Here is a 23,458-nt window from a genome sequence, read left to right as displayed (position 1 = left end):
TTTAACTTTCTAAGTCTGCGAATGGGCCGGCGCACGGGCGGCGTAAGGCATTGCTTAACGGTGCTGAACGGTACTTAACGGTACTTATCGGTGCTTGGCGGAGAATGTTCGCCTTATTGCCCGGTTGCCGCACCGACTGGCGGGCGTCCTAGGACGAATCCGGGCTTGTGATATTCAACGTGTCCGAGATCCATCAATTTCCATCGTCCGCCCCATGTCAAGCCGACTTGCTCGGCTGTTTTTCCGTACAGCTGATAGCCTCGCATGGCCCACGGATCTTTCTCGGAAATGACGATCTTGCCGTCGCGCAAAAACGCGTTGTCGGCGGCAAGGCCGTATTGGTGATAGCTCTGATATGCGGCCGCATTGGTCACGCCCCCCAGCTGCGCGAGTCGATTCTGCCTCTCCGGGCTTCGATAGCCTTCCAACAGCGCCATTTCATACCCGTACTGCTCGCGCATGATCTTATAGACGAGCAATAGGCGTGTTCTGAAATCGGCATCAAGCAAATTCCAATCGCGGCTGGCGTCGCGCAATGCTGGACGGACCTGTTCGACTTCCTGTGTCGCGAAAACCTCGGGCGGCAACGGCGGCGGCGGAACGAGCTGCTCGCCATTGAGCAATGCGGCGATTTTCTCGTCCGGTACGCGAGTACCGCCATCAAACTGAAATAATTGGCGACCGCGCAACGCAATTGCAATCAACGGAGGCGCCGCAAGGATACCTGCCGTAATCAAAATCAGCAAGCGTTGCCGAATCAGTATTTTTTTCGTGTCTTTAAAAGTGAGGTGAGAAATTCTTACTGATTTGTCGATACCACTGCGCGCGTGCGAGAGTCCGCGCGAAGTGCGTTGTGATATGCGCCTATGGAATTCGAGTGCGGCCGACATTATCGCGGCACGCGCCGGAGGCAACAGGAACAATGCCGCGATGGTGACGGCGATAGAGAAATAAGCGGCAAGTGCGACGGCAATCAAGTTCGGCCCCGGCAGGGAAATGAATTGTATTTTGTAATGCTTGCTCTTAGAATCTGGCCTGCCTGTCAAGGGAGGCCGGCGTGTATTATCGCGGTGAATTAAACAAGGATCTAACGAGATACTGAATGAGTGCGCCGGAAAGTTCTAGTTCTAAAGGGCGGCCAAGCTTGCTTTCCGAGACGGCCCCGGGGGGCGCGAACAACAACGCCCGCATTCTGGCGAGCCTGGAAGGGCGCGTGGTGGCGCAGCAGCCTGTGCGTCGCCGTTCGAAAATGCCGCTGGTGGCCGTAGCGTTGGCCGTGCTCGGCCTCGGCGCGTTCGGCGCATGGCAATGGCAGCGCAGTCAGGTTCAAGTCAGTGAGCATCCCGAGCTGACGCAAAGCGCCGCTTCCGACACGACGCACGCTGCCACCGGCGCAAGCGCGGTCGCCGGGGGCGCTGCGCTCGTCGCAGCCAGTGCTGCGAGCGCAAGCGCCGCCGCTGCGACGCGCGTGGCGCAGGGCGAGGCCGCGTCGGCACCGCAGCCGGCCGTAATCGTCGCCGACGATTCGGTCGGTGGCAATCCTGCGGCCGCGCCGGCCGACTCCGACGCGGGACGGTTGTCGCGCGCGCTCGCCAGCGGCACGACGACAGGGCAGAGCGCCGCGCAAGTCGCGCAACAGCCGGCGTCCGCGACGGGGGGGACGGCGGCGCATCCGGCATCGGGCGTAGCTTCGACTGCGCTCGCAGCGGCTTCGGCCGCGCCCGCCGCTCCTGTTTCGAAGCGTGCGCAAGCGAAGGCTCTGGCGTCGCGCACGCAGCATGAAAGCGCCAAAACCCGTCGCGCCGAAAAGCTTGCGGCTGCGCACGCGCGCAAGCGGGCGAAAGCTCGGGCTGCCGCGGCCAAGGACGACCCCGACGCCGATTTGCTGGCCGCGCTCATTGCGCGCACGAAGCCGTACGACGCCAAAGCGCCGCACGGCGCGAGCGATGTGTCCGCCAAGGGTGCCTCGTCGGCAAAAGGGCGCACGGTCAGCCTCGGCGATCAGATCAAGGCGTGCGACAAGGGGAACTTCCTCGAAGCGCAGAGCTGCCGCTGGCACGTCTGCTCCGGCCACTGGGGCAAAGACCCGGCGTGTCCGGGCAGCGCGCCTGCAGCGCAAGCCCATTGAGACAACCGTTGTCTCGCATCGCATTAACGCGAGACATGCCAGGTTGGCGCGTCGGGCAACTTTTGATAGCGTGGGCGGATGCCGATCGATCCCCCACTTCCCGACGCTTTGCTGATTACGCCCGAGCCGCCAGACCCGGCTCATTTCGAGTGGTTTCTCGATCGACTGGGTCGCGCGCTGTCCTCGGGCATTGCGCTGGTGCAGCTGCGCGCGAAGACACTCGATGCCGTTGCCTATCGCGAACTGGCGCGCCGTACCTGCGCGCTTTGCCGTCGCCACGGTGCGCGCATCGTTCTCAACGGGCCGCTTGAGAGCCTCGGCGATCTCGATGCCGACGGCTTGCATTTGCCGAGCGCGCGACTCATGCAATTGACCTCCCGCCCCCTGTTGCGGCCGAAGCTGCTTTCGGCCGCATGTCATTCGCGCGACCAACTGCTCCGCGCGCAGGCGATCGGCGTCGACTTCGTCACGCTTTCCCCCGTTTTACCCACTAGGAGCCACCCCGGCGAACCGACGCTCGGCTGGCAGCAATTCGAGACGCTTGCCGCGCAGGTGACCCTGCCCGTTTACGCGCTCGGAGGAATGACGCGTGCGATGGCCGCCACGGCGCATGCGCACGGCGCGCACGGCATCGCCGGCATCTCTGCGTTTTGGTAACGAACGGCGGCGCAGCTCCCGTTAGACCGGAATAGCCGGACAGGGCCGCCGTGGTTTCGAGGGCCGCCGCAGCAGGCGAGCAACGGCTGTTCCCCTGTTTTCGCGCGCACGACGCCGGCGGCACGCGCGTTGCGGCAGTGCGTCAGGACCTCGGGTTCGGGGAGGCGATCACAGCCGTTTCGTCCGCGCCGATCTTCGGGGGCACTCACTGCTGACATAGAGGACCACCACCATGGCACGCAAGACAGTCGAAGATCTTTTCGTTCATTCCCTATCCGATATCTACAGTGCAGAGAAGCAATTGACGAAGGCGCTCGGCAAGCTCGCCCGGGCGGCGACCAACGAACAGCTGTCGCAAGCCTTCGAGACGCACTTGCAGGAAACGCATGGCCAGATCGAGCGGATCGACCAGGTCGTCGAAAAGTCCGGCCTTCGTTTGAAGCGGATGAAATGCGCGGCGATGGAGGGCCTGATCGAAGAAGGCGCGGAGCTGATCGACGAAATCGAGAAGGGGCCCGTGCTCGACGCCGGGCTGATCGGTGCGGCGCAGAAAGTCGAGCACTATGAGATCGCCTCGTACGGAACGCTCTGCGCGCTGGCAAAGCTGCTGGGCAGGCAGGAAGCCGTGACGCTGCTCAAGGAAACGCTCGAAGAGGAAAAGGCCACCGACAAAAAGCTCACCGAGTTCGCCGAGAAAGTCGGCAATCCCGAAGCGGCAAAACGCTGAGCGCTGCGCGTCGGTTCTTATGCGTTTTACTTTCGATTGGAGTCAAACGATGACCTCACCTGCAATTGGGCATCCAGGCGAAGCCGGGCATGCCGGATATGCGGCCTTTGCCGCGATGGCCGACATCGCCAATCAAACATTCGACGGATTCGAGCGCCTTGCGCGGCTCAATCTTCAGACCATGAAGACGACGTTGGCCGAGCAGCACGGTACTGCGATCGAGGCCGTCGATGGTCGAACGTTCGATTGGGTCTTTACGCTTCCCGTAATGGGGGCGCAAGCCGGCTTCAAGAAGTTGCTCGCCTATTGGCAGCACGTTCATTCAATTGCGATCGAGACGGCCTCGAACAATGTGGGGGCCGGTTGGGAGGGCTTCACCGAATGGTCGCGCTGGTTCACGTGGGCGCCCGTGAGTTCGACGCGGACACGGCTTGGCGCGTCGCTCGTGTTGTCGGCGCAGGACGCCGGGCTGCCGGTGCCGGTCGCGGCCGATGCGCCGGAAGCCGCCAGGCCGGGAGGAAAAAAGCGTTCGGTCGATATCGTCGATAGCGCCGGCCATGTCGTTTCCTCGGTGAAGCAGTAGCGTTCGAGCAAGCCGCGGCAATCGAAGCCGACGCCAATCGAAGCCGAAACGGCACTAGGAATTTCAGGGTGGCATGGCGCCAACGTTTGCGGGGCGGGAAATCGATTATCCGTAACCAACCATCAAATCGTCATTAACGCACACGGTTTGATCAGAACGGCGGCCCTTGCGCCGCCGTTGTTCGTGTCGCGCTTCGATCGATAAAAAGTCGATCGGGGTATATACGGAGAAGCACGCCAAGGCGCGCGGTTGCTAGTACCGTTTCTCTAGACTAATATCCGCATCGCGATCAGGTATTTTGATATAGGCCATTCGACCCGCGGACCAATCGATTGGCTGTCTTCGTTTGCGCAGGAAAATGAGATCTCAGATGGCCGAAGATTGCGGCGCCGGTTCCGATGCGCAATCGCGTTGCTGTGAGGATACGGGGCTTTTGCTGCGGCTTCGGCCCGCGCACGATCACGACCGCGGATTCCTGCAGGCCGTCTTTGAAAGCACGCGCGCCGACGAGTTCGCGCAAACGGGGTGGGATGCACAGCGCATCGCGGCCGTGCTGGCCCAGCAGTTTTTGGCGCAGGACGCGTATTACCGGCAGCACTACCCGCGCGGTCGCTTCGACGTGATCGTGCAGGGCGCGACGGCCATCGGCCGTCTCTATCACGATTGGTGCGGCAGCGAGGCGCGCTTGATCGACATTGCGCTGCTGCCGGCGTATCGCGGCGCGGGCCTCGGAGGGCGGATCGTTCGCGCGTTCGTGGCCCGGGCGGCCGCGAGGGCGATGCCGATCGTTCTTTACGTCGAAATGAACAACCCCGTGCAAGCGCTTTACCGGCGGCTCGGGTTCGAGCCGATCGGCGAGAACGGCGTGTATGTGCAGATGCGGCGCGCGGTTGCGCCGTTTGCCGATGCCGATGCGATGCCCGTGGCAGGGCTTGCGTCGGACGCGGCTGAGCAGGACTGACCCGTGCGCGCGGTATGCGCAGCCTGCCTCCGCGGCGCGCGGGCGCGGCAGGTCGCCCAGATAAGGCGGAAAGAATCATAGACCAGGGCCAAGGCATCGGCCCCAGAAAACGAACAACGAGCGGGGGCTTGCTTGCTGTCCATCCCTACCCATCACGAGTTGCTCGACGCCATCGGGCAACGGTTCACGTTCGGCGCGGCCGACGGGCAAACCGTCGACGCCGTGCTCTCGCATGCGCCGGCGGGCGTTCCCATGAGCGACAGTTTCGTCTGCTACGCAGCGACCTTTGAGCTGCCCGCAGGCGTTGCGCTGCCTCAGGACGTTTACCGCATCGGTTCGCCGACCGGCCGGACGTGGGATCTGCTCGCGACGCCGACGCGGCCGACCGAGGACGGGCGATCGACGCTCACTGTCGTCGTGCATACGCGCGCCGATGAGCTGGGCAAAGCGGCCGGCTCGCCGGACGCGACATAAGCGTTTTTCTCTTTTTTGACAGGAGGCGTGTGATGAGTGATCCGTTTTTGGGCGAAATCCGCATGATGGGGTTCAACTTTGCTCCCACCGGCTGGGCGCAGTGTCAGGGCCAACTGATGCCGATCTCGCAGAACCAGGCTTTGTTCGCGCTGCTTGGCACGTTCTACGGCGGTAACGGCACGTCGAACTACCAACTGCCGAACATGCAGAGCCGCACGCCTGTAGGCATCGGGCAGGGAGCGGGGCTTTCGACCATCGAGATCGGCGAGCAAGGCGGCACGGAGAGCGTCACGCTGACGACGGCGAACATGCCGCAGCATACGCACGTGGCGACGCAAGGGCCTGGCACTGCGACGGGCAACATCGCGCTGCCCGCAACGACATCGACAGACACGACGAGCGACGGCGGCGTGCCCGGCCCCACCGCCGTGCTGGGACCGCTCAGTTCCGGCGGGCGTCCCCTTGGTCTGTACAGCACCGCAACCGACCACGCCACGACGCTCAAGCCTTTCAGTGTGACGCTGCAGACCACGGCGCCGACGATTACCAACAGCCTTGTCGGGAACAACATTCCCGTTGAGACGCGTAATCCGTATCTGGGTGTCAACTTCTGTATTGCGCTGCAAGGGATTTTCCCGTCGCGCTCGTAATGAAATGAGTGCGTGCCGCGCGAGCGGCACGCCTTTAAGGATGTGAAGCGATGAAACTCGCCGCCAGCCTCTCCAAACTTCTCGGCGCCATGCGCTCGCCTGCCACGCACGCACGCAGGGAACGCGCAGCGCTTCCCGCGCCGCTGCTCGTTGCGCTCGAGCCGCGCATCGTCTATGACGCATCGGCTGCGTCCATCGGTGCGGCGGCGGTGGTCGCGCAGCATCACGCGAATGTCGATGGCCATCCGGCGAGCCTTGCGCAAGAGGGGGCATCCCCGGCTGCCCAGGCGCAGAGCGCGACGGCAGCGCGCACGTCGAACCTGTCGGACGCGACGCCTCGTCATGGGTATATGACGCCAGCTGCGGGCGACGCCACGGCTGCGTCGTCGACGATGCGGGCGGTGCACGGTTTCACCGATGCGGTGGCCCAGTCGGCGGAAAAACAGGTCGTCTTCATCAATTCGAACGTCACCGGCTACCAGACACTCGTCGCGGGCCTGCCGCAGGGCACGCAATATGTGATCCTCGATTCGACGAAGGATGGCCTCGCGCAAATCGAGCAGTATCTGCAGCAGCACTCGGGTGTCAGCGCGATCCATCTCGTTTCGCACGGTTCCGACGGCAACGTGCAGATCGGCAGCACCTGGCTCAACCAGGGCGATATCGCGGCCTATAGCGCGGAACTCGCGCAGATCGGCGCGGCGATGCGGCCGGGCGGCGACTTCTTGATTTACGGCTGCGATGTCGCCCAAAACGCCGACGGCAAGGCGCTCGTGCAGCAGATTGCCTCGATCTCGGGATTGAACGTGGGGGCATCGACCGATGCCACCGGGGCGGCCGCGCTTGGCGGCGACTGGGCGCTCGAGTACGACGCCGGCGCCGTGCATACGTCGGTGATTTTTTCGCAGGCTGCCGAGCAGCAATATGCCGGACTATTGGCCGTCACCGATGAAACATACGATGGACAGATCGGCTATGACACGGCCGGCGGTGCGGCGGGCGTCACATCGTTCGACCTGGACGGCATCCACTACACGTTGGACCAGGCTGCGGAATTCGCCGTCGACAGCACGACCGTCAACCAGTTCGGCCCTCCGCCGCTCACTACAGGGCCGACCGATGGGGTGTTGTTCGGCAACGTGCAAGGCACCTCGCTGACATCGATGACCATGTCGCTGCAAAACGGCGACAAGATGGCCGTCCAGAGCTTCGATGTCGACATCAATGCGCCGTCGGTAGTCGCGGTCGAGGCGCTGAATTCCTTAGGAAGCGTGGTAGGCACGCTCACGCTTGATACGTCGACGAATGGCGGCAGCTCTGTGTTTCACGTCAATGTATCGGGCAACGCTGCTTTCGCAGGCATCACGAGCCTGAGATTGCGCGAGACGGATTCGGCGTTTCTCACGCCGACGCTCAACAACTTTACGTATGTCGACCTTTCTTCACCACCGGCCTTGACGGCTTCCGGCGGCAGCACGGCTTTCGTCGAAGGGGATAACGTCGCGTCCACGCCGGTCGCGGTCGACAGCGGCGTCACGTTGACCGACGGCGACGCAACGACTGCGAAGCAGGGATCGGTCAGCATCACCGGCAACTTCGCGAGCGGGCAGGACGTACTGGGATTCACCAATACCAGCGCTGCGCAATACGGCGACATCGCTGGCTCTTACAACGCGGCCACCGGGGTGATGACGCTTACGTCGGCGAGCGGCACCGCCACGATCGCCCAATGGCAGAACGCGTTTCGCGCGGTGACCTACACCGATACGGCTGTAACGCCGACCACTAGCACGCGTACGGTCAGCTTCCAGTTGACGAGCGACGCCTACCAATCGTCCAGCAATGCGGTCACGAAAAGCGTGACCGTCACGGGAACCGATCAAACGCCGATTGTGACGACGACGGGGGGCACAACGAGCTACAGCGGTGGGGCGTCCGCCATCACCATCGACGGCGGCATCACGGTCAGCGATCTCGACAATACGACACAATCGTCGGGAACGGTGTCGGTTTCGGGCGGCTTCCATAGCGGCGATACGCTGAGCTTCACGAACGATGGCGCGACGATGGGCAACGTCTCGGCCTCGTACAACGCGGCGACAGGCGTGTTGACGCTGACCTCGGCGGGTGCGACGGCGTCCGATGCGCAGTGGGCCGACGCGCTGAAAGCCGTGACGTTCTCGAGCACGAGCACGACGTTCGGCACGCGGACGATTTCGTTCGCGACAAGCGACGGCACGAAAACGAGCACTGCGGCGACCGATACGATCAATGTCGTGAACCCGGTGCAAGTGACGACCGATTCGGGTTCGGCCGCGTTCGTGGCCGGCGACAACACGGCATCGACGCCGGTGGCAATCGATTCCGGCTTGACGGTGACCGACACCGCCGCCACGACGCTCGCGTCCGCGACGGTCGCGATCACGGGCGGCTTCGCGAGCGGTCAGGATGTGGTGGCGTTCACGAACGATGGCGCGACGATGGGCAACATCGCGGCGTCGTACAACGCGGCGACGGGCGTGTTGAAGCTGACCTCGACCGGCGCGACGGCGACGCTCGCGCAATGGCAAAGCGCGCTGCGGTCGGTCACGTACACCGACACGGCGGTGACGCCGAACAGCGCGACGCGTACCGTGAGTTTCACCGTGGTCGACAGCGCGAGCAATACCAGTAGCGCCGCCACCCGGACGGTGACGGTAACGGACACCGACCAAACGCCGATCGTCACCACGACGGGCGGCACGACAAACTACGTCGGCGCGACATCGGCGGTGACGATCGACACCGGCATCTCGGTGAGCGATCTGGACAACACGACGCAATCGTCGGGAACGGTGTCGGTAACGGGCGGCTTCCACAGCGGCGATACGCTGAGCTTCACGAACGATGGCGCGACGATGGGCAACATCTCGGCGTCGTACAACGCGGCGACCGGCGTGTTGACGCTGACCTCGGCGGGCTCGACGGCGTCCGATGCGCAGTGGGCCGACGCGCTGAAATCCGTGACGTTTTCGAGCACGAGCACGACGTACGGCAGTCGCACGATTTCGTTCGCGACGAGCGATGGTACGAAGACGAGCACCGCCGGCACCGATACGGTCAACATGACGGCGCCGCCGACGATCACGACTGACTCCGGTTCGGCTTCGTTCGTGGCGGGGGACAACACGGCATCGACGCCGGTCACGATCGATTCGGGCTTGACGGTGACGGACGGCAGCGCGACGACGCTCGGTTCGACGACGGTGGCGATCACGGGGGGCTTCCACAGCGGCGAAGACGTGCTGGCGTTCACGAACGATGGCGCGACGATGGGCAACATCGCGGCGTCGTACAACGCGGCGACGGGCGTGTTGACGCTGACCTCGACCGGCGCGACGGCGACGCTTGCGCAGTGGCAAAGCGCGCTGCGGTCGATCACGTACACCGACACGGCGGTGACGCCGAACAACGCGACGCGCACGATCAGCTTCACGGCGGTCGACGGCGTCAGCAATACGAGCGCCACGGCGACGCGCAACGTGACGATCACAGACACGGATCAAACGCCGATCGTGACGACGACGGGCGGTACGACGAACTACGCCGGCGGCACCTCGGCTACGACGATCGACGGTGGAATCACGGTCAGTGATCTGGATAACACGACGCAATCGTCGGGAACGGTGTCGGTTTCGGGTGGCTTCCACAGCGGCGATACGCTGAGCTTCACGAGCGATGGCGCGACGATGGGCAACATCTCGGCGTCGTACAACGCGGCGACCGGCGTGTTGACGCTGACCTCGGCGGGCTCGACGGCGTCCGATGCGCAGTGGGCCGACGCGCTGAAATCCGTGACGTTTTCGAGCACGAGCACGACGTACGGCAGTCGCACGATTTCGTTCGCGACGAGCGATGGTACGAAGACGAGCACCGCCGGCACCGATACGGTCAACATGACGGCGCCGCCGACGGTCACGACTGACTCCGGTTCGGCTTCGTTCGTGGCGGGGGACAACACGGCATCGACGCCGGTCACGATCGATTCGGGCTTGACGGTGACGGACGGCAGCGCGACGACGCTCGGTTCGACGACGGTGGCGATCACGGGGGGCTTCCACAGCGGCGAAGACGTGCTGGCGTTCACGAACGATGGCGCGACGATGGGCAACATCGCGGCGTCGTACAACGCGGCGACGGGCGTGTTGACGCTGACCTCGACCGGCGCGACGGCGACGCTTGCGCAGTGGCAAAGCGCGCTGCGGTCGATCACGTACACCGACACGGCGGTGACGCCGAACAACGCGACGCGCACGATCAGCTTCACCGCGGTCGACGGCGCCAGCAATACGAGCGCCACGGCGACGCGCAACGTGACGATCACCGACACGGATCAAACGCCGATCGTGACGACGACGGGCGGTACGACGAACTACGTGGGCGGCACCTCGGCTACGACGATCGACGGCGGAATCACGGTCAGTGATCTGGACAACACGACGCAATCGTCGGGAACGGTGTCGGTAACGGGCGGCTTCCACAGCGGCGATACGCTGAGCTTCGTCAACACGAACCCGACGACGTTCGGCAACATCGTCGGCTCGTACAACGCAGCGACGGGCGTGCTGACGCTCACGTCGGTGGGTGCCGTCGCCACCGATGCGCAATGGAGCGCCGCTCTGTCGGCCGTGACGTTCTCGGCCGGTTCGAGCGCGACGCCGGGCAATCGCACGATCTCGTTCACGACGAGCGACGGCACCAAAACCAGCACGGCCGCAACCGACACGGTAAGCGTGCTCGGCCCCCCGACGATCACGACTGACTCCGGTTCGGCTTCATTCGTGGCGGGTGACAATACGGCCTCGACACCCGTTGCCATTGACTCGGGGCTGACAGTGACGGACGGCAGCTCGCCGACGCTGGCCTCGGCCACCGTTGCGATCACGGGCAACTTCCACAGCGGCGAAGACGTACTGGCGTTCACGAATACAAGTTCGACGACTTACGGCAACATCGCGGCGTCCTACAACGCGGCGACAGGCGTATTGACGCTGACGTCGTCGGGCGCATCGGCGAGCCTTGCGCAATGGCAGGCGGCGCTCGATGCGGTGACTTACACCGACACGGCCGTCAAGCCGAACAATGCAACGCGCACGATCAGCTTTGCGGCTGTCGATACGGGCGCCGTGACGAGCAACACGGCAACACGCGCGGTTACGGTGGCCGACACCGACCAAACGCCGATCGTGACGACGACGGGGGGCACGACGAACTACGTGGGCGGCACCTCGGCCGCGACGATCGACGGCGGCATCTCCGTCACCGACCTCGACAACACGACGCAATCGTCGGGAACGGTGTCGGTAACGGGCGGCTTCCACAGCGGCGATACGCTGAGCTTCGTCAACACGAACCCGACGACGTTCGGCAACATCGTCGGCTCGTACAACGCAGCGACGGGCGTGCTGACGCTCACGTCGGTGGGTGCCGTCGCCACCGATGCGCAATGGAGCGCCGCTCTGTCCGCCGTGATGTTCTCGGCCGGTTCGAGCGCGACGCCGGGCAACCGCACGATCTCGTTCACGACGAGCGACGGCACCAAAATCAGCACGGCCGCGATCGACACGGTAAGCGTGCTCGGCCCCCCGACGATCACGACTGACTCCGGTTCGGCTTCATTCGTGGCGGGTGACAATACGGCCTCGACACCCGTTGCCATTGACTCGGGGCTGACAGTGACGGACGGCAGCTCGCCGACGCTGGCCTCGGCCACCGTTGCGATCACGGGCAACTTCCACAGCGGTGAAGACGTACTGGCGTTCACGAATACAAGTTCGACGACTTACGGCAACATCGCGGCGTCCTACAACGCGGCGACAGGCGTATTGACGCTGACGTCGTCGGGCGCATCGGCGAGCCTTGCGCAATGGCAGGCGGCGCTCGATGCGGTGACTTACACCGACACGGCCGTCAAGCCGAACAATGCAACGCGCACGATCAGCTTTGCGGCTGTCGATACGGGCGCCGTGACGAGCAACACGGCAACACGCGCGGTTACAGTGACCGATACCGATCAAACGCCGATCGTGACGACGACGGGCGGGGCCGCCTCGTATGTGGCCGGCGCGACGGGCGCGGTCGTCAATCCGCATGTCAGCGTGAGCGACCTCGACAATCCGACCCAGGCTCTAGCAACGGTGTCGATCACGGGCAATTTCCATAGCGGCGAAGACGTCCTCGCTTTCACGAACGGCAACGCAACGGCGTTCGGCAACATCGCCGCTTCGTACAATGCGGCGACGGGCGTGCTGACGCTGACTTCGGCCGGCAGCACGGCCACCGACGCGCAGTGGGCAAGCGCGCTGTCCGCCGTGACGTTTGCGAGCAACGGTGCGCACTTCGGCGATCGCACGATTGCGTTCGCAACGAACGACGGCGCGAAGACGAGCGCCGCGGCGACGGCCACGGTCACTGTCCTCGATCGGCCGCACATCGGCACGGATTCCGGCGCAGCGTCGTTCACGGCTGCCGACAACGCGCCCCCGACGCCGATCGTCGTGTCACCTCATCTGACGCTGACCGATGCGAGCAGCACGACGCTGTCGTCGGCCACGGTGGCGATCACGGGCGGCTTCCATGCAGGCGAAGATGTGCTCGCGTTCAACAACGACGGCGCGACGATGGGCAACATCGCCGCGAGCTACAACGCGAACACCGGCGTGCTCACGCTGACGTCGGCCGGCGGCACGGCCACGCTCGCGCAATGGCAGGCGGCGCTCGCCTCGATCAGCTATACGGATACGGCGGTCACGCCCGATCACGCAACGCGCACGGTCAGCTTCACGGTAACGGACGGCAACGGCACTGCGAGCGCCGTGCAAACGCGCGACGTCACGGTGACCGATACCGATCAGACGCCGCTGCTGACGGTGGGCGGCACTGCCACCTTCACGGCGCGCGGAAACGGCTCGACGCCGGTGGCCGTGGCGCCGCAAGTGACGCTGAGCGATCTCGACAACACGACGCTCGCCTCGGCGCAGGTGACGATCAGCGGCGGCTTCGATCCGGCGCACGATACGCTTGCGTTCGTGGGCAGCACCGCGACGACGGGCAACATCGCTGCGAGCTACAACGCCGCGACCGGCGTACTGACGATGACCTCGGCCGGTGCAACGGCAACGCTCGCGCAATGGCGTACCGCGCTGCAATCGGTGACCTATTCCGATTCGTCGATGCGGGCGGGCGATGGCCGCACGGTGACATTCACGGTCAGCGACGGTGCGAAGACGAGCGCCGCGGCGTCGAACACGATCACCATCGTGAAGGGGCCGGCGTTCCCGCCGATTCTGCCGCCGCCGCCGCCCATCGTAGAACCGCCGGCACCGACGCCGCCCGTGCCGTTTGTCGGTTCGGACAACACCTCGCCGCCCGACGTGCTGCAAGAGTTCAATGCGCCAACGCCGATCGGCTCAGTACCTGTCGTGCCGACGATGACGTTCTCCGATCCGAGCGCGCCACAGAACGCGTTCTCGCTCGATCGCGCCACGGTGAGCCACTTCGACCCGACTGCGCTCAATGCCGCGATCGCGATCACGCCGGTCCCGATGCCCGAGTCGTTGCCCGATGTGTCGTTCACGCTGGCACCGAGCGATCCGTTCTCGATCAGCGTGGCGACGCTGTTGCCGCCATCGGAAGCGATGCATGGTGGCTCCGACGTGACGGTCATGCTGGCCAACGGACGCACGCTGCCCGGTTGGATTCACTACGACGCGGCGAACGGCGTGTTGCGCGGCAAGGTGCCGCCGGGCGTCGAGGATGTTCGCATCGTCGTGCAAACACGCGATGCGTCCGGCCATGAGACGCGCCGCGAGATCGTGCTCGCACCGCACGACAAGCACGCCGGGCCGCACGCGGGTTCGCACGGCGTGGCCCATCCGAAGCCGCAGGGGCATGCATCGCGCACATCGGGCGAACCGTCGATCGCGCGCGCCGCGGTGCCTGTCGGCAAACCTTCGCTCGATCAGCAGTTTGCGCAGGCACGTGCTGCGTTGCACGTGTCGCGTCCGGGCGGCGCAGCGCGTCGCGTATGAATTCCCGTTATCGATCAAGACCAATGAGACCACAACCGTCAGTTGCCGCAGTGATGCCTTCGCCCGCGTATGGGCCCACCCTTGCGCCCGGCTCGGAAGCCACGCGCGAGACCCGCGCGAGGCGGGCTTTGCGACCCTCGCTGATCGCGATCTCCGTGGCCGCATTGTGGCTGTCGGGCTGCGCGGTTCATCCGACGCCGTTCACCGACGCCGAGCGCGTGCAGAATGCCCATGCCGAACGCACGGCGATGTTTGCGGATCAACCGCCGCTTGCCGGGCCGGTGACGCTGGAAGAAGCGATGGCGCGCGCCATTCGCTACAACCTCGACCATCGCTTGAAGATGATGGAAGAGGCGCTCGCGCAGAAACAACTCGATGTCGCCAACTTCGACATGCTGCCGCGCCTGACCGCGGCGGCCGGCTACACGCATCGTGATCATCCGCTCGCGTCGGAATCGATCTCGCTGCAGACCCATCAGGTGTCGTTGGAGCCTTCGTATTCGACCGATCAGAACGATCGCACGGCCGATCTCACGTTCTCGTGGAACGTGCTCGATTTCGGCGTGAGTTACTTCGAAGCCAAGGAGCAGGCCGATCGCGTGCTCGTCGTCGAACAGCGCCGACGCAAGGTCGTGCAGCTGATGATGCAGCAGGTGCGCGAAGCCTATTGGGAAGCAGTGGGTGCGCAGCGGCTTGAAAACCGCATCGCGCCGCTGCTCGCGCAGGCGCGGCAGGCACTCGAGGATTCGCGCCGCTCGCAATCGGAAGGCTTGCGCTCGCCGCTCGACACGCTCGGCTACCAGCACGCGCTGCTCGACATCATGCGTCAGCTCGAAGCCGTGCGCGATCAACTCGACGAGGCCAAGCCGCGCCTTGCCTCGCTGATGAATATCGCGCCCGGCACCGACATCACGCTCGCGCCGCCCGAAGGGTTCTCGGTGCCGAGCTTCGATATGCCGATGGATCGCATGGAAGAGACGGCGCTCGAGCGCCGTCCCGAACTCGTGGAAGCGAGCTACAACGAACGCATCAGCATCAACGAAACGCACAAGGCGATCGCCAGGCTGTTGCCCGGCATCGAATTCCAACTGGGCACGCATTACGACAGCAACAGCTTCCTCGCGTATCACGCGTGGCGCGCGGCCGGCATCAACGTGAGCTGGAACCTGTTGAACCTGCTCAACGCCAAGAACATTCGCGGCATGGCGAACGCCCAGCGCGATGTCGCACACGCGCAGCAACTGGCGCTGTCGATGGCTGTGCTGACGCAGGTTCACGTCGCGCGTGCGGAATTGAGCGCGAAGCAGCGCCAGTTTGATCTCTACAAGCAGATCAACGATGTCGACGGGCAGATTCTGCAGCACACGCACAACGCCACCGTGGCAAACGCCCAAGGCAAGCTCGAAGAGATCCGCGCCGCGACTTCTGCGATGATGTCGGAACTGCGTCTCTATCAAAGCTACGGCGAACTCGAAAGCGCCTACGGCCAAATGCTGGCGACGCTCGGTCTCGATCCGGTGTCGGTTGACGCCGGCAAGGGCGATTTGACCTCGATCGAGCAATCGATCGACAAGGAGCAAACGCGATGGGCGCAGTTCGGCCACGCGGACGGAGTTAAAACGCAATGAATCGATGGTGTAGGGCAGGGCTGCGCAGCGCAGCCTTGATGGTGGCGGCTCATACTGCTTGGGCCGCCGGGTTGCAAGCCGGTACGTCCACTTCGGGGCTGCATGCGGCGACCCCCGCGCCCACGGGGGTCAATATGACGGTCGCGCCGGCCGGTGCCTCGGCCGGACGTGCTGATGACCAGGGTCGCATCCGCATCCAGCTCGTCGCGCGCGATCAAGTCGACTTATCGAGCGAAATCAGCGCGAAAATTTCCGCCATGCCGTTTCGCGACGGCGATGCTTTCCGCGCAGGGCAGACGCTCGTCGCGCTCGATTGCTCGCTCTACGCGGCGCAGTTGCATAAAGCCCAAGCCGAGGCCGATGCCGCTGTGCAATTGAAACGCGTCGACGATCGACTGTCGCAGCTTCATTCGATCGGCGAAATCGAGGTGCAGCAGGCCGACGCGAAGGCCAAAGCGAGCGCCGCCGAAGTCGCTTATATGCAGGCCACGGTGCGCAAGTGCGGCATCGCCGCGCCGTTCGACGGGCGCGTGGTCAAACGCAGCGCGTCGGCGCAGCAGTTCGCCGAACCGGGCAAGACGCTGCTCACGATCGTCGATACGAGCCGGCTCGAACTGAAGATGATCGTGCCGTCCAAGTGGCTCGCCTGGCTCAAGCCGGGCCATGTGCTGACGGTCACCGTCGATGAAGTCGGCAAGACGTATCCGGCTACCGTTGCACGCATCGGCGCGCGCGTCGATCCCGTCACGCAGACCGTCGACGTGACGGCGGCACTGTCGAGCCACGCCCCCGAGCTGCTGCCGGGCATGAGCGGCTGGGCGCACTTCGCCGACGCCGGCCGCTAGAGTCGCGCCATGAACGCTCCGCTGCGAATCGAGGCGAACGCGCTCGCACTGCTATGGCAATTGTCGGCGCGTGCGCGGGAAGCCGCGAGCGAGGAGACGCTCGGCTTTGTGATCGTCAACGAGACGCTCGCGCTGACGCCCTATCGTCAGGCCGCGTGGTGGCGTGCGCCGGCGCCCGTGCCCGGAGCCGTCGCCGCCGTGTCGGGGTTGCCGCAGAGCGATCCGGGCACGCCGTACGTGCAATGGCTTGGCGAAGTGTGCCGCGTGCTTGAACGTCGTTGGGCGCAAGCCTCGACACAAGGGGCGGCGGCCGGCACATCCCCGCAGGCGGGAACGCAGTTTCACGCGCAAGCCGTGCCCAATGGCGAATTCAGCGGCGAAGCCGGTGCGCCTGCCCAGCCTGTCGACCCGGCGGCGCTCGCGTGGCCCTATCCGTTCACCGCCGACAGTCTGCCCGCGGCGCTGGCCGCCGATTGGGCCGCGTGGTGGCCTACGCATGCGCTTTGGACGCCGCTGATCGATCGCGCCGGCCGTTCCTTCGGCGGCATCGTCTTCGCGCGCGAGGAACCGTGGACGCATGTCGACGAAGCGCTGCTCGCCGAACTCGCGCGCGTCTGGTCGCACGCGTTGGCCGCATTTGCCCCGCGGGTGTCGTGGATCGAGCGGGCCAAGCTCACGCTCCGCGCGGGCAGGCATCGCCGCCGCGTGCTGGCGGCGCTGGCGATTGGGCTTGTCGTCCCGGTGCCGTTGACGGTGCTTGCGCCGGCGGAAGTGACGCCGAAAGATCCGTTTGTCGTGCGCGCGCCGCTCGACGGCGTCATCGATCGACTCTTTGCGCAGCCGAATCAACGCGTCGAGGCGGGTACGCCGCTGTTCGCGCTCGACTCGACGGCGCTTGCTTCACGCTATGCGCTGGCCAACAAGAACTATGCGACGGCGCAGGAAGAGTACCGGCAAACCGCGCAGCTCGCCGTCACCGACGACAAAGACCGGCTTGATATGGCGCTGCGCAAGGGTAAGCTCGACGAAAGCGCGGTCGAGCTCGACTACACCGCGCGGGAGCTCGCGCGCGTGCGCGTGAATGCGCCGCGCGCGGGCGTCGCCGTCTTCTCCGATCCGAACGATTGGAATGGCAAGGCCGTCTCGATCGGCGAGAAGGTGATGTTGCTGGCCGACCCGGCGCATGTCGAGCTGACGGCCTACGTGCCGGTTGCCGACAATGTCGATGTCGTCCCGGGCGCATCGGTCACGCTTTATCCGAAGAGCTCGCCGCTGGCCTCCTACGACGCGCGCATCGATACGGTCGCTTATCGCGCCGAGCCTACCCCCGAAGGGGTCGTGGCCTACCGCGTGAAAGCAACGTTCGTCGGCGCCGTCAAGCCGCCGCTCGGCGTGATGGGCACCGCGCGCATCCATGGCCACTGGACGCCGCTCGCGTACTATCTGCTGCGCCGGCCGCTGGCCACGGCGCGGCAGTGGCTCGGGTGGTAGACGATGCGCCGCCCTGGCCCTTACCTGACGTAGCGCTTCGATGTCCCGCCTTCCGCCCCTTCGCCAAGAACTGAGTCTGATGCCCGGCGCCGCGACCCCGGATGGTGCGCCGAGCTGGATGCTGCACGACCCGGCGGCCAATCGTTTCTTCCAGATCGGCTGGCCTGCATTCGAAATGCTCTCGCGTTGGCCGCTCGACGACCCTGAAGCGATCGTCGCCGCGGTCAACGCCGAGACGACGCTGCATCTGTCGATCGACGACTTCGAGGTGCTGATAAAGATGCTGCGCCACCAGCACCTGCTCGTGGCGGCCAGCCCGGCCGATACGGGGCGGCTGGCGAGCGCGGCTGCGGCGGGCAAGCTCTCGCACGCGATGTGGTTGCTCAAGCACTACCTGATGATCCGCGTGCCGCTGTGGCGGCCGATGCCGTTCCTGAACCGGTTTGCGCGGTATGCCGAGATTGCCTATCGGCCTGCGTCGTGGGTCGTCGTTGCGCTCGTGGCGCTGACGGGCCTCGTGCTCGTTTCGCGCCGGTGGGACGAATTCATCCATACATTCCACGGCTATGCCGATCTGCGTGGGCTCATCGCGATCGGCGTGGCGCTCGGCTGTGCAAAGGTGCTGCACGAATTCGGCCATGCGTTCACGGCGTATCGTTACGGCTGTCGCGTGCCGACGATGGGCGTCGCACTGCTCGTCATGGTGCCGGTGCTTTACACCGATACGACCGAAGCGTGGAAAGTGCCGGGTCGCGCCGAGCGCCTGCGGATCGGGGCGGCCGGCATGTTGACCGAACTGGCGCTGGCCGCGTTTGCGACGCTCGCCTGGAGCGTGCTGCCCGACGGGCCGATGCGCGCAGGTGCGTTCCTATTGGCGACGACGACCTGGATCGGCACGCTGACGATCAACGCGAGCCCCTTCATGCGCTTTGACGGCTACTTCCTGCTGTCGGATTGGCTCGACATGCCGAACCTGCACGACCGCGCGTTCGCGATCGGCCGGTGGTGGGTGCGCGAGCGGTTGTTCGGCTTCGACGATCCGCAGCCCGAACCTTGCGCGCCCGGTCGTCGGCGCTTTCTGATCGGGTTTTCTTTCGCGACATGGCTCTATCGGCTCGTCGTGTTCTTCTCGATCGCGCTCGTCGTCTATCACACGTTCTTCAAAGCGCTGGGGTTGATGCTGTTCTGCGTCGAGTTCGGATGGTTCATCGCGCGGCCGATCGTGCGCGAAGTCGCTGCATGCTGGCATCGTCGCGGGGATTTGCATTGGCGTCGCGAGACGCGGCGCTCGGCGTTCGTCGGCGCGCTTTTGCTCGGATTGTTCGTGCTGCCGTGGCACGGCGGTGTCAGCGCACCGGCCGTGCTCGGTCCGCTGCGCGCGCAAGGGCTCTATGTGCCGGAGGCCGCCTACATGACGAGTGCCGCGCCGATCGCGCGCGACGGTCAACGCGTGCATGCGGGGGACGTGCTGGCTGTGCTGGCGTCGCCCGATCTCACCCATCGGCTGCAAGCCGGCGAAGCCGAGGAAGCGTTATTGCGCTGGCAGGTCGAACAACAATCGTTCGACAATCGCTTGCTCGATCAGGGCGTGGCGCTGCGTCGACGTTGGGAGGCGGCGCGCGAAACGGTGAGCGGCCTCACGGCGCAAGTCGCGCAGTTGACCCTGCGCGCGCCGTTCGACGGCGTCGTGCAGACCGACGAAGCGCTTGCCCCCGGCACGTGGCTGCCGCGCGGCGCGCATCTGTTCGATGTCGTCGGGCCGATCGGCGTGAAAGGCGAAGCCTTTGTCGGCGAAGACGACGCCGCGCGCGTCGAGCCTGGCGATCGCGTGAGCTTCGTCGCGTCGTTGCCCGAACTCGGTGCGCTGCATTGCCGTGTGACGGCTGTCGATCGCGTCAATGTCGCCACGCTCGATGCGCCTTCGCTCGCGAGCGTCTACGGGGGGCCGCTGCCCGTGCAGCTGCAGCCGAATACGCATCAACTTGTGCCGCTGACCGCCACGTATCGCGTGCGGATTGGCGATTGCCCGGCAGAACAGGCATGGCCGCGCGAAATCGTCGGGACAGCGACGATCGGCGGCGCGCGGCAGAGCTTTGCCTGGCGCGCGCTGAAGCGGCTGGCTTCGATCTTCGAGCGCGAAGGCGGGGCGTGACGACGCCGCGGCGCTACCGTGTGAGTCAAGTCGCACCGGACTTCTCCGTGAACGCCGGGCATGGCTCGTTCCTGCCCCGCAGAAGCCGAAGGCGCGCGGCAGACGAAATCGGCCGTGCGGGGCGCAGGGCATGCCGAATGCTTGCGGGGTGAAAGAGACAGAGTTTCCTTCGACGCGGGAGCGCGATATGCCGGATTTGCAAGAACGTGAAGGCGGACGACAGCGGGGGCACGCTGCCGGGCCAGACGCAAGATATGCCGTCAGGACTGGAGATGCCGCAGGCGCCGGGCGCAGCCTCGATCGAGGACGCGACGCGCTCAGGGGCACCCGCTACGACGCCCGGGACGCCGCCGGGGACGCAAAACGAGCGCAAACCGTTTGCGCAGCAGCAGGTGAGGCCGCGCTCATGAAAGAGGCGAACGCATGGGCCCGTGCGGCCGGGTGGCTACGGTTGCTCAACCCGCGGCGAGCATGGCTATCGGGCACGGTAGCCGGTCTGTGCGCGGCAGCCGCCGCCGCTTACTGCGCACGTCGGGAAGGCAGCACGGCGTGCGCGCCGATCAACGCGGTCACGCATTCTCTATGGCCGCAGCGAGCCGTGCGCGAACGGGGATTCAGCGTTCGTCATACGGTGCTCGGCCTGGGGATTCATCAGGCGGCCGCCGTGTTTTGGGCGTTGATGTTCGAACGCATCGTCCCACGTGCGCCGCGGGCAGATCCGGCAGGCGTAGCGGTGGCCGCAGCCGCCACGGCGGCGACGGCCTACTGCGTCGATTACCACGTCGTGCCGGAACGCTTGACGCCCGGATTCGAAGCTCATCTTGGCCCACGCTCGATGACGTGCGTCTATGTCGGCATCGCCGTCGGCCTTGCGGCAGTCGCGTTGCTGCGGCGGCCGCAAGATTAGGGCGGCGCTGACGTCTTTCTTGCGAATGGCGCCATCAGGCCGGGCACGCGCCCGCCACTTCGGCCAGCAGATCGCGCAACCATACGCCGGCCGGATCGAGATGGCCGCGCGGGTGCCACGCGGCGAACATCGTGAAGCCGCGTGCATCGAACGGCAATTCGAACATTTCCAACGCATCGCGGTAGCGCGCGACGAGTCGCGCGGGCAACGTCGACACGTAGTCGGTCCGCGCGAGCAATTCGGGCACGACGGTGAAGTGCTGCACGGAGAGCGCGACGCGGCGCGCTCGCCCCAGCGCTTGCAGATGCTCGTCCATGAAACCGAAGAAGCTGCCGCCGCTCGTCGAAACGAGCACATGATCGAGCGCGCAGTACGTGTCTAAGTCAAGCGGCCCGCTCCCGCGCGGATGCCCCTTGCGTTGCACGAAGACGAAACGCTCGTCGTAGAGTTTGCGCGCCTTGGCCCAGCCGGGAACCATCCGCTCCGAGCCGATCAGGAGATCGATCTCGCCGCGCTCGAAGCGCTCGACGCTCGCCGCCGATTCGGGAGCCACGAAAGCGAGCTGCGTCGCCGGACCCGCGTGCTCGCGCCACACCTGCATCAGTTGAAAGCCGAGCACGGCCACGGCTTGATCGCTGCCGGCGATCACAAAACGGCGCGCATCGACGAAAGGATCGAACGAAGGCTGTTTGCGCACGACGGCTTCGAGCTGCGCGAGCGCCGCTTTGAGCGGGGCCATGAGCTCGGTCGCGCGGACGCTGCGCGTCATGCCGCGGCCGCTCGTCGCGGGAATGAGAAGCGGGTCGCCGAACAGCTGTCGCAAGCGCGCCAGCTGTGTCGAGACGGCCGGCTGCGTGAGATGGAGACGTTCGGCCGCACGCGTGACGTTCGACTCTTCGAGTAGCGCATCGAGCGACACGAGCAGGTTCAGGTCGATGCCTCTGAGATCAATCACGTTGATGGGTCCAATCTTGACAATTGATTTCAAGAATATGTCGGCCCTCGGTAAAGTTCAATCGTCCGATCCAACTCGAACGACGACATACCGAACGGAGGAATGACGATGAAAGCCTGGATGCTCGACGAACCCGGCAAGCCGTTGGCGCTGCGTGAAGTGTCGACGCCGCAACCGCGCCGCGGCGCCGTGTTGCTGCGCATGGAGGCCGTGCCGTTGCTCAGTTACACGCGCGCTTATCTGGAAGGCAGGCTGCCGTATGCGTTTCCGCCCGGGCCGTTCTCTCCGGGCACGAACGGCGTAGGCCGGATCGTAGCGGTCGGCGAGGGCGTCTACGGCTTTCGGTCAGGCCAGCGCGTGGCCGTGAACCCGTATTGGCGTGCCGACGAAACCGTCGCGGAACCGGAGCAGGTTCTGATCGGCCTGACGGGCATCAGCACCGCCAGTGCACCGATGCTGGGTGACTTCCCCCATGGCACGTTGCGCGAACTGGCCGAATTCCCGGCGTCGACGATCGTCGCCCTGGACGGGCTCGATGCAATCCCGTCATCGAGACTGGCTGCGCTCGGAAAGTTCTCCGTGCCGTTCGGGGGCTTGCGCCGCGGCCGGCTGGCCGCGGGCGAAGTGGTGGTGATCAACGGCGCCACGGGGTATTTCGGCTCCGCGGCCGTGCTCGCGGCGCTCTCGCTCGGTGCGAGTCGGGTCGTTGCGCTGGGCCGTCGGGCAGAAGCGTTGAGCAAAGTGGTCGAGCTCGGTGCAGGGCGCGTGAAGCCGGTCGTCCTCACGGGAGAGGGTGTGCGCGACATTGCTGCGATCCGTGAAGCGGCGGGCGGCGGCGCGGACCTCGCGTTCGACATGGTCGGCCATGCGAGCGACGCCAATGCGACGCTCGCCGCGCTGCGCAGCTTGCGCCGCAACGGCCGGCTCGTGCTGATGGGCAGCATGCAGGTGGAACTGCCGATTCCCTACGGCGAGATGCTGATCAACAACTGGGAGTTGATCGGTAACTTCATGTACACGCGGGCCGATTACCTGACGCTCGTATCGCTCGTTGCGTCGGGGCAGTTGTCGCTCGAAGGCATCGAGCTCACGCGCTACCCGTTCGCAGAACTCGAAGCGGCGATCGACCGTGCCGGCGCGGCACAAGGGCTGCAATGCACGGTTGTTTCGGCAGAAGACGAGCGCGCTTGGGGCTGATGCGCGTCTGTGCGATTGCATCGGCGTATGTCGA

General features: G+C 65.2%; 17 protein-coding genes. 15 read left to right on the top strand and 2 right to left on the bottom strand.

Annotation, left to right across the window (positions count from 1 at the left end; translation table 11 throughout):
* Window positions 1-113: 113 nt before the first annotated feature.
* Entirely contained in the window at window positions 114-977 is an 864-nt protein-coding gene (locus tag C0Z19_RS08625) for a M15 family metallopeptidase (protein WP_102609401.1), read from the bottom strand.
* A gap of 167 nt (window positions 978-1,144) precedes the next feature.
* Between C0Z19_RS08625 and C0Z19_RS08620 the strand changes: the two genes are divergently transcribed.
* From C0Z19_RS08620 to C0Z19_RS08555, 14 genes are all read left to right on the top strand, one after another.
* On the top strand, window positions 1,145-2,128 hold the full coding sequence (locus tag C0Z19_RS08620) for a hypothetical protein (RefSeq protein WP_233196064.1): 984 nt from the start codon (window positions 1,145-1,147) through the stop codon (window positions 2,126-2,128).
* Window positions 2,129-2,206: 78 nt separating this feature from the next.
* On the top strand, window positions 2,207-2,785 hold the full coding sequence (locus C0Z19_RS08615; protein ID WP_102609399.1) for a thiamine phosphate synthase: 579 nt from the start codon (window positions 2,207-2,209) through the stop codon (window positions 2,783-2,785).
* A gap of 232 nt (window positions 2,786-3,017) precedes the next feature.
* On the top strand, window positions 3,018-3,512 hold the full coding sequence (locus tag C0Z19_RS08610) for a YciE/YciF ferroxidase family protein (RefSeq protein ID WP_102609398.1): 495 nt from the start codon (window positions 3,018-3,020) through the stop codon (window positions 3,510-3,512).
* Between the two features lie 49 nt (window positions 3,513-3,561).
* Window positions 3,562-4,095, top strand: a complete 534-nt coding sequence (locus C0Z19_RS08605; protein WP_158242956.1) for a phasin family protein — start codon at window positions 3,562-3,564, stop codon at window positions 4,093-4,095.
* A gap of 370 nt (window positions 4,096-4,465) precedes the next feature.
* On the top strand, window positions 4,466-5,056 hold the full coding sequence (locus tag C0Z19_RS08600; protein WP_158242955.1) for a GNAT family N-acetyltransferase: 591 nt from the start codon (window positions 4,466-4,468) through the stop codon (window positions 5,054-5,056).
* 132 nt (window positions 5,057-5,188) lie between these two features.
* The gene (locus C0Z19_RS08595) at window positions 5,189-5,530 is read left to right on the top strand and encodes a DUF6916 family protein (RefSeq protein ID WP_102609395.1); all 342 of its coding nucleotides are present in this window, start codon (window positions 5,189-5,191) and stop codon (window positions 5,528-5,530) included.
* Window positions 5,531-5,562: 32 nt separating this feature from the next.
* Window positions 5,563-6,180, top strand: coding sequence for a phage tail protein (locus C0Z19_RS08590; protein WP_102609394.1), 618 nt, complete (start codon window positions 5,563-5,565; stop codon window positions 6,178-6,180).
* A 50-nt stretch (window positions 6,181-6,230) separates the two neighbouring features.
* A complete protein-coding gene (locus C0Z19_RS08585) occupies window positions 6,231-14,249 on the top strand; it encodes a DUF4347 domain-containing protein (protein WP_102609393.1) in 8,019 nt (2,672 codons plus the stop codon).
* Between the two features lie 23 nt (window positions 14,250-14,272).
* Entirely contained in the window at window positions 14,273-15,877 is a 1,605-nt protein-coding gene (locus C0Z19_RS08580) for a TolC family protein (protein ID WP_233196063.1), read from the top strand.
* Window positions 15,874-16,722: an efflux RND transporter periplasmic adaptor subunit gene (locus C0Z19_RS08575; RefSeq protein WP_102609392.1), complete on the top strand. Its 849-nt coding sequence runs from the start codon at window positions 15,874-15,876 to the stop codon at window positions 16,720-16,722. The genes C0Z19_RS08580 and C0Z19_RS08575 overlap by 4 nt, the downstream gene beginning before the upstream one ends.
* A gap of 9 nt (window positions 16,723-16,731) precedes the next feature.
* Window positions 16,732-18,213, top strand: a complete 1,482-nt coding sequence (locus tag C0Z19_RS08570) for an efflux RND transporter periplasmic adaptor subunit (RefSeq protein ID WP_102609391.1) — start codon at window positions 16,732-16,734, stop codon at window positions 18,211-18,213.
* Between the two features lie 40 nt (window positions 18,214-18,253).
* The gene (locus tag C0Z19_RS08565) at window positions 18,254-20,365 is read left to right on the top strand and encodes an HlyD family efflux transporter periplasmic adaptor subunit (protein WP_102609390.1); all 2,112 of its coding nucleotides are present in this window, start codon (window positions 18,254-18,256) and stop codon (window positions 20,363-20,365) included.
* Window positions 20,366-20,571: 206 nt separating this feature from the next.
* Window positions 20,572-20,775 (top strand): hypothetical protein, encoded by a 204-nt coding sequence (locus C0Z19_RS28205; protein WP_102609389.1) that lies wholly within the window; start codon window positions 20,572-20,574, stop codon window positions 20,773-20,775.
* Entirely contained in the window at window positions 20,772-21,272 is a 501-nt protein-coding gene (locus tag C0Z19_RS08555) for a hypothetical protein (RefSeq protein ID WP_102609388.1), read from the top strand. The genes C0Z19_RS28205 and C0Z19_RS08555 overlap by 4 nt, the downstream gene beginning before the upstream one ends.
* A gap of 34 nt (window positions 21,273-21,306) precedes the next feature.
* Here C0Z19_RS08555 and C0Z19_RS08550 read toward each other — a convergent pair whose 3' ends face one another.
* Window positions 21,307-22,227 carry a LysR family transcriptional regulator gene (locus tag C0Z19_RS08550; protein ID WP_175083926.1) on the bottom strand — a complete coding sequence of 307 codons (921 nt, stop codon included), beginning with the start codon at window positions 22,225-22,227 and terminating at the stop codon, window positions 21,307-21,309.
* A gap of 102 nt (window positions 22,228-22,329) precedes the next feature.
* On the opposite strand from C0Z19_RS08550, the gene C0Z19_RS08545 reads away from it, so the two are divergent.
* Window positions 22,330-23,424, top strand: coding sequence for a zinc-binding dehydrogenase (locus tag C0Z19_RS08545; RefSeq protein ID WP_332882209.1), 1,095 nt, complete (start codon window positions 22,330-22,332; stop codon window positions 23,422-23,424).
* The last annotated feature ends 34 nt before the right edge of the window (window positions 23,425-23,458 follow it).

Source organism: Trinickia soli (genome assembly GCF_002879855.1).
Taxonomy (GTDB): Bacteria; Pseudomonadota; Gammaproteobacteria; order Burkholderiales; family Burkholderiaceae; genus Trinickia; species Trinickia soli.
This window is presented reverse-complemented; position numbering and strand designations above follow the sequence as displayed.

Coding starts and splice junctions, on each gene's coding strand:
- C0Z19_RS08615 (WP_102609399.1), top strand. CDS start 2,207: ATGCCGATCGATCCCCCACTTCCCGACGCTTTGCTGATTACGCCCGAG.
- C0Z19_RS08610 (WP_102609398.1), top strand. CDS start 3,018: ATGGCACGCAAGACAGTCGAAGATCTTTTCGTTCATTCCCTATCCGAT.
- C0Z19_RS08605 (WP_158242956.1), top strand. CDS start 3,562: ATGACCTCACCTGCAATTGGGCATCCAGGCGAAGCCGGGCATGCCGGA.
- C0Z19_RS08600 (WP_158242955.1), top strand. CDS start 4,466: ATGGCCGAAGATTGCGGCGCCGGTTCCGATGCGCAATCGCGTTGCTGT.
- C0Z19_RS08590 (WP_102609394.1), top strand. CDS start 5,563: ATGAGTGATCCGTTTTTGGGCGAAATCCGCATGATGGGGTTCAACTTT.
- C0Z19_RS08585 (WP_102609393.1), top strand. CDS start 6,231: ATGAAACTCGCCGCCAGCCTCTCCAAACTTCTCGGCGCCATGCGCTCG.
- C0Z19_RS08580 (WP_233196063.1), top strand. CDS start 14,273: ATGAGACCACAACCGTCAGTTGCCGCAGTGATGCCTTCGCCCGCGTAT.
- C0Z19_RS08575 (WP_102609392.1), top strand. CDS start 15,874: ATGAATCGATGGTGTAGGGCAGGGCTGCGCAGCGCAGCCTTGATGGTG.
- C0Z19_RS08570 (WP_102609391.1), top strand. CDS start 16,732: ATGAACGCTCCGCTGCGAATCGAGGCGAACGCGCTCGCACTGCTATGG.
- C0Z19_RS08565 (WP_102609390.1), top strand. CDS start 18,254: ATGTCCCGCCTTCCGCCCCTTCGCCAAGAACTGAGTCTGATGCCCGGC.
- C0Z19_RS08555 (WP_102609388.1), top strand. CDS start 20,772: ATGAAAGAGGCGAACGCATGGGCCCGTGCGGCCGGGTGGCTACGGTTG.
- C0Z19_RS08545 (WP_332882209.1), top strand. CDS start 22,330: ATGACGATGAAAGCCTGGATGCTCGACGAACCCGGCAAGCCGTTGGCG.